The following is a 6,682-nucleotide window of genomic DNA, read 5'->3' as shown; positions in this document are numbered from 1 at the left end:
GCTTCCTTTGCGATTGCATCGATAAGTTCTGTCTTATTCATTTGGTTTTCCCTCCAAAAAGAAATTATTTACTACATTGCCTATTCTACTACTATTTGCGTCCACAAACAACCTAAAAATGCCGAAAAAAAGGGATTTTTTTAAAAAAAATTAAAAAACGTACGATATTATCTAGATTTCAGGGCAATTTCTATCATTTTACTCAAATATGTAAGGTCTGTAATGTCTGACTGAGGGAATTTTCTCGATAATTCTCTGGTATTATACAGCGCAATAAAGCCGTCATAGGGTATGTCCTGCATCTTATAAAGAAATGCATGCCTTATATCATGCTCTGCAAAGAACTTTTTAGGCTCTACGGTATTTTCAAGCATAGCCTTTGGTGAATCAAGGACATAGACACCGTTGGAATTGAATCTGTTCTCAAAGCCCGGTTCAGCAATATAAGACAGGCTGGAAACTGTGTCTGCAAGCTTTTGTACATTCCTTTCTGCATTCCTACCGGTTTCAGCCACTCTCTTAACCCCATGAAAGCTCTTATTTATATCCTTGTAAAAGATATATGCCTCATCAATCCCAAAAGTCGCTGCAATCATTGCAAGAAGCTTGGGAATTGACTCATTCATGTTTCCAAACAGTCCATCAATACTCTGAAGCACAAGGGTGGTCTTATCCTGGGCAGTAGCTTCATTCAGAGCCACAACATTTTCATCAAGTTCACCATTTACAAGCTTTCCATGGATGTCAGGGTTATAAATAACATACCTGTTCTTTCCTCTGTTCTTGGCTCTGTATAACATTCTGTCAGCAAGGTTAAACAGGTCATCATAATTGTCTACGTATAAGGGGAAGGTTCCTACTCCAATAGATACGGTAACAAGTGGAAATCCATTCTGATCAATATGGGACGCCTCAGCTCTCTCCCTGATCCCCTTTAAATATACGCGAAGTTCTGTCTTTTCCTCCACGTTTTCGATGATCATCATCAGCTCATCACCGCCGATCCTGCCGGCTTTTCCATCTTTTCCAAGTACTTCCTGGATAATAGCTGATACTTCCTTTAGTATCTTATCTCCATAGGAATGGCCATAGGTATCATTGATATTTTTGAAATTATCTATATCTATTATGCAAAGATTAACTACATTGTCTTTTCTGGCGATAGCTTTTTTGGCATAATCGGTTATAGCCTTTTTATTTAAAAGTCCTGTCAGGTAATCCGTCTCAATGGCTTTATTTTCATTTTCAACAGTCTCAATGTCATGAAACATTATGCTGATATTTCCATCAGTTGTCCTGATACACTCAGCCCTGAACCAGTTGTAGCTTTTGGATTTATCACATATACGAAAACAGAGGGTCAAAGCACTCTCAGTCTCTAATCCCTCTACCATCTCATACAAAAGATGCTGATCATCCGGATGTATATTAGCGAAGATGGTGCTGGCACCATCTTCGCATACATACTCACGATATCCATCATCAGCAGATATAATATTTAATTCTTTGTCAGTTGTAACCAATCTATTATTTAGAATTGTCATATTATTCCTTCACTAATGAATCATCAATTACAGAATATCCTGGAATCCTGGTCTGTACAGATGTCTTGGAATACCATCAACCATGATAGGTCCAACATCGCCCTGGATAAGAGGTCTTACATATGTAATGAACTCGTTAGTTACATATGTGCCATCCTTGTTGATCCACTCTCTTGGAACAACTCTCTCATCGTTAGCAATCTTATGAACATCCTTAACCTCTGTTCCTGCCTGATAAGGATCATCAGAAAGTCTCTCAATAACAACCATCTTTCCGCTGTCGCCTTCATCAGCAGCCTTCATTGCTGCACCACCAACCTCATATGCCTCAAGGATATCAACACGGGATGCACAATGGCTTGCTGCTCTCTGAAGAGTTGAAAGCTCGATTGGACGTGTCTTGCATCCACACTCCTTTGCAACTACGTCGCAAAGATATCTTGCTGTACCTGTAAGCTGCTTGTGTCCAAATGCATCTACATACTCTATTGTGCTTCCAAGTTCGCTTATGTACTTGCCATCCTTGGTTCTGATACCCTCAGATACAGCAACTACAACAGAAGCCTTGGTCTTTAAAAGACCTTTGATCTTCTTAATGAACGCATCCATATCAAATGGAAGCTCTGGAAGGTAGATAGCATCTGGTCCGTCACAGTCCTCGCCCTTTGCAAGTGCTGTGGCACCTGTAAGCCATCCTGCGTTTCTACCCATAACCTCTACGATGATAACCTGTCCACTTGTCGTCTCAAGTGACCAGCTGTCTCTGATGATCTCTTTTACTGAAGTACCAATGTACTTGGCTGCTGAGCCATATCCTGGTGTATGGTCTGTAAGAGCAAGATCGTTATCAATAGTCTTAGGGCATCCTACAAATCTGATAGGTGAACCAGAAATGATAGCATAATCAGAGAGCTTTTTGATGGTATCCATTGAGTCGTTACCACCAATGTAGATAAAGCAGTCTATTTCAAGTTTGTTGAGGATCTCGAAAATCTTCTCATAAACTTCTTTGTTTTCAAATATCTCTGGAAGCTTGTACCTGCATGACCCCAAATATGCAGAAGGTGTTCTCTTTAAGAGCTCAATATCAAGTCCTGACTGAATGTGATCAGAAAGGTCTACATATCTACCCTCCATGAGACCCTGAACACCATGGATCATTCCATAGACCTTCTTGTAACCACGGTCCATGGCTGTCCTGTAAACGCCTGCAAGCGATGAGTTGATAGCTGCAGTAGGTCCTCCAGACTGTCCAACAATTACATTACGTTTTACCTTGTGTACCATATTGAATACTGTCCCCTTTCAAAGTTCTTTTTGAAATACCTAATATCTATTATATTCAATAAAACATTTACTGTCACGAAAAATAAAGCGCCCATAGTCTTTTTTGACTACAGGCCGCTTACAGTTCATTTAAGTTTAAACTTTAGTATCACAGGGTTATGATCAGATGTTACAAAAGAAAGATTGTCGGTATGAACAGATTCCACATCCACATTGGATGATGTTATAAAGCCGTCAATAACATAGTACTGAAAGCCTTCTGGCGATCTGTCAGGAGCTAAAGAAAGGACTCTGTCAAGAGATCTGCAGCTGGGCACACTATTGTCTGCCCAAAAGGTAAGGTCACTATTAAATTCATCAACCTCTATCCTTCCAGCCTCCCACAATCCCTCATGTACAGGATATGCACTGATATCTGTACTTGAGAACACCTGATTGTAATCTCCGCTTGCTATTACATAATTTCCCTTTTCAATCTCAGCATCAAGCACTTCTTTTAACATCTTAGCCTGAGCCACTTTCCCTTCTCCTGAGTCATAGGCCTCAAGATGAAGGTTTATTATAACAAGCTCTTTATCAGAGCCTTCAACAGGAAATTTGACTATTTCCAGACATCTTTTCAGATTGAATGTTCTAAGTGGCCACTTGAACGGGCACGGGAGCTTAAGCCTCTGGGCTGAAGCTATATCATATCTGCTAAACAGTGAAAGGCCACTATAAACCTTTCCAATAGGCGGAACCGGTAGCGGTATAAAAGCCACCTTAAGGTTTGGAGCAAAAACATTTTCCCCATGAAGAACACTAAGACCTGAATTGGACATGAAATATTCCATTTCATCTATAAAGTAAGACCTGTCGGAATTCCTGTCAGTTTCCTGGGTGCAAATAATGTCAGGTGATATTTTATTAAACTCCTCTATATCACCCTCAAGATTACTTAGAACTCTCTCTTTGTCGGCGGTATAGACCATCCTTCCGCCGTCCATAAAAAAGTCTGCATTGTCTCCAAGAGCTCCATATCCTAGATTCCAGGAAAGAAGCGTGACACTCTCCCCGGTCTTTATCCTGCTTTTTGCATCTCCATTTATCTCAAGGGTCTCAACGTCTTTTGGATTATACTCATCCACTGTAAGGAACCCAACTACAGTCCCCACAACAAGAAATGCCATGATAAAGAAGACCGTTATTACCCGAATAGCTTTTTTCATACCTTACTCCAAAAAATATGAGAGCCTCCGTAAAAAGAAGCTCTCATAACAACAATTTAAGTCTTAAAAATCTTCTTCCTCAAAGGCAAGTCTCTCTCCATGAGCCTTTCCGATTCCATATGCAATACCTGCTACTACAATTACCAGACAGGTGGCTGCAATGCATCCAATAAGGAGCTTTTTTCTGTCATCCTCCAGATCATTCCAGAAAGCAAGAACCTTGTCGATCTTGTCCTTTGAAAATTCTATCGCACTATCAACGTAACTCATTATATCCATAATGCTACCCCCTTCTCATACTATATATTGTACCTCTTAGCTTTTCTTTCCTCAAGTTTTTTTATTACATAATCCTTCCAGACAAAATCTATGATGGCTGCAAAAGGAATTGCAAACAAAATACCAACTACACCAAATAGCCTTCCGCCAATAATAATGGAAATAAGGACCATGAGTGCTGACACTCCAAGGCTTTCGCCAAAAAGTCTTGGTTTTAATATATATCCGTCAATGGTCTGAAGGATAATAGTAAATATAAGAAACCACAGTGCATACCAGGGATTTACCAAAACAAGGATAAAAGCTCCTATCACTGCTCCCACAATAGGTCCAAAGGTAGGTGCCAGATTGGTGATACCCACAATAACCGAAATGAGTGCTGTATATGGCATTCTCATGATGATCATAAACAGGAAATTAACAACACCAACTACTATTCCATCCACCACATCAACACCGATGTATCTGATAAGGATTGCGTTGCATCTGTCTAAGAAATCCGCCCATTTGTTGTAGTTTTCATCCTTCATGAGAAGCGAAAGAAATCTATTAACACCAACTGTTATTCTATGCTTGTCCAAAAGGAAATAGATTGCAAGGATAAAGGCTATTACTGCATCAAGAACTCCCTTTCCAATTGAGGAGCTTGTCATGACCACGGAGTCCATATTGTCTTTAAAATAATTGGCAATGTTATCAAGAAGCTCATCACCAAAAGTTGCGATCCCTGAAAAATCAAGCCCAAAGAGCTTGCCAGTACTGCCGCTTTCAAAGCTCTTAAGCAGATCCTGAAGTGTTTCAACGTACATACCCATGTTACCGATCAGAGTAGATACACTGTCTGCCAGCTGAGGGATCAGTGCAAAACAAAGAAGCGTTACTCCAAGTGCCAGCACGATAAGGGCAAATGCCACAGAGAGCTTCCATCTGGTCTTTTCATTTTTAAGCTTGTAAAAGACCTTCCTGTCAAATAGATTTGCCAGCGGATTAAAAATATAGGCCACTATGATTCCGGATATTACTGGCTTTATTATATTAAAGACGGCAGATAATGCACCAAGCAAAAATCCCGGATTGGATAACAAAAGATACAGCACAACCGCTGAACAGGTTGCAATCGTGTATGAAACCCATTTCTGTTTAAGGATTTTTTTGTTGAACTTCATTTCTTTCCCCCTTATCCAAACTCATTGTATTTTCTAGGTTTTCGTAGCTGTCTTTGACTTTTTTTCTTAACTCTTTCTCTCACCTTGCTCTGATGATGGTCGTCATATAAGACCTTAACAGCCGGGTGAAAGAACCTGTTAATAAAGGCCCCTATCATGAAGATGTAGATACAAAAGTACAGCCAGATCATCATGATCATCAAGGTGGCGATACTACCATAAACTGAGAAATATCCAGACAGATCCACATAAAGTGAAAACAGCCAGGAAAAGATATACCACACAACAGCTGAAAAAACTGCTCCTGGTATCTGATATACAAAAGTCATCTTAGCACTGGGAACAAAGGTATAGATCATGGCAAATAAAAATGTTGCCACTAAGATAACCACAATAAACTTAAAATATGATGACAGGGAAATAAGGAACATGATCCCCGGAAAATGACTTATTGCTATGGACTTCACAATTCTTTCAAATACCATAAAAAGAAGCATTACCATTACGATAACGATCATGGCAACTGTGTAAAGAGCCGCTATAGCGCGTAGGTAAAAGTAATTTCTTTTCTCTTCTACGTCATATATTATATTAAGACCTCTGATTATGGACATCATGCCCAGTGCTCCAGACCATACCGTAGCAAGAGCCGATATGGAAAAAACAGCAACTGACTGTTCATAGGCTTCGCTGATCAGCCTTAGTGCAATATCGTCAGCAAAATCAGGAGTTATCTCTGTAAGAGCCCTCGAAAGATCCGAAGCTGTCAGCGCTGTGTAGGGCAAAAGAGATGACATAAAGATGAGAAGTGGCACTATGGATATCATGAAAAAGTAAGCGCAGCTTCCTGCATAGGCAGCAATATTCTTTTTTTGCATCCTAAAGGCGAAATCCTTAGCAAGGGCCAGTAACTGCTGCTTGATAGTCATAGATTCTCCTCATACGGAAAAAGCAGCCACCAGTGATGACTGCTTTTATTTCCTAAATAATCCCAAAATGCCGTTTCCTGTTATTTGACTCCTAGCTATCGCCAGGTGGGTCACCGCAACCTAATATCCTGTCTTCCTCTCCCGTAGCTGGTCTGCGTATACGCAGGGCCGAAGGCGTGACATTCAGGTAGGTAATGTAGGAATCCCGTTTAAAGTAATGTAGGTTCAAATTACACAGGAGGTGTCGGTCATCCCAGGAGAACTATCTT

The 6,682-nt window shown here is 40.3% G+C and carries 6 protein-coding genes and 1 other RNA gene; all 7 read right to left on the bottom strand.

Annotation, left to right across the window (positions count from 1 at the left end; translation table 11 throughout):
* Positions 1-167: 167 nt before the first annotated feature.
* Positions 168-1,544: a sensor domain-containing diguanylate cyclase gene (locus J6I68_RS11975; RefSeq protein WP_292220613.1), complete on the bottom strand. Its 1,377-nt coding sequence runs from the start codon at positions 1,542-1,544 to the stop codon at positions 168-170.
* A 27-nt stretch (positions 1,545-1,571) separates the two neighbouring features.
* Complete coding sequence (locus J6I68_RS11970; RefSeq protein WP_292220611.1) at positions 1,572-2,831, bottom strand: 6-phosphofructokinase; 1,260 nt, start codon at positions 2,829-2,831, stop codon at positions 1,572-1,574.
* Positions 2,832-2,956: 125 nt separating this feature from the next.
* On the bottom strand, positions 2,957-4,039 hold the full coding sequence (locus J6I68_RS11965) for an endonuclease/exonuclease/phosphatase family protein (RefSeq protein ID WP_292220610.1): 1,083 nt from the start codon (positions 4,037-4,039) through the stop codon (positions 2,957-2,959).
* A 63-nt stretch (positions 4,040-4,102) separates the two neighbouring features.
* The gene (locus tag J6I68_RS11960) at positions 4,103-4,318 is read right to left on the bottom strand and encodes a hypothetical protein (RefSeq protein WP_292220608.1); all 216 of its coding nucleotides are present in this window, start codon (positions 4,316-4,318) and stop codon (positions 4,103-4,105) included.
* Positions 4,319-4,338: 20 nt separating this feature from the next.
* On the bottom strand, positions 4,339-5,484 hold the full coding sequence (locus tag J6I68_RS11955; protein ID WP_292220607.1) for an AI-2E family transporter: 1,146 nt from the start codon (positions 5,482-5,484) through the stop codon (positions 4,339-4,341).
* 11 nt (positions 5,485-5,495) lie between these two features.
* Positions 5,496-6,413, bottom strand: coding sequence for a YihY/virulence factor BrkB family protein (locus J6I68_RS11950; RefSeq protein ID WP_292220605.1), 918 nt, complete (start codon positions 6,411-6,413; stop codon positions 5,496-5,498).
* Between the two features lie 55 nt (positions 6,414-6,468).
* Positions 6,469-6,676: non-coding RNA, 6S RNA (ssrS, locus tag J6I68_RS11945), on the bottom strand.
* Positions 6,677-6,682 lie beyond the last annotated feature (6 nt).

It is taken from the genome of Butyrivibrio sp., assembly GCF_017940685.1.
Lineage (GTDB): Bacteria > Bacillota > Clostridia > Lachnospirales > Lachnospiraceae > Butyrivibrio.
Note: the sequence above shows the minus strand (reverse complement) of the source record. Positions and strands in the feature narration are given on the sequence as shown.

Coding starts and splice junctions, on each gene's coding strand:
- J6I68_RS11975 (WP_292220613.1), bottom strand. CDS start 1,544: ATGACAATTCTAAATAATAGATTGGTTACAACTGACAAAGAATTAAAT.
- J6I68_RS11970 (WP_292220611.1), bottom strand. CDS start 2,831: ATGGTACACAAGGTAAAACGTAATGTAATTGTTGGACAGTCTGGAGGA.
- J6I68_RS11965 (WP_292220610.1), bottom strand. CDS start 4,039: ATGAAAAAAGCTATTCGGGTAATAACGGTCTTCTTTATCATGGCATTT.
- J6I68_RS11960 (WP_292220608.1), bottom strand. CDS start 4,318: ATGGATATAATGAGTTACGTTGATAGTGCGATAGAATTTTCAAAGGAC.
- J6I68_RS11955 (WP_292220607.1), bottom strand. CDS start 5,484: ATGAAGTTCAACAAAAAAATCCTTAAACAGAAATGGGTTTCATACACG.
- J6I68_RS11950 (WP_292220605.1), bottom strand. CDS start 6,413: ATGACTATCAAGCAGCAGTTACTGGCCCTTGCTAAGGATTTCGCCTTT.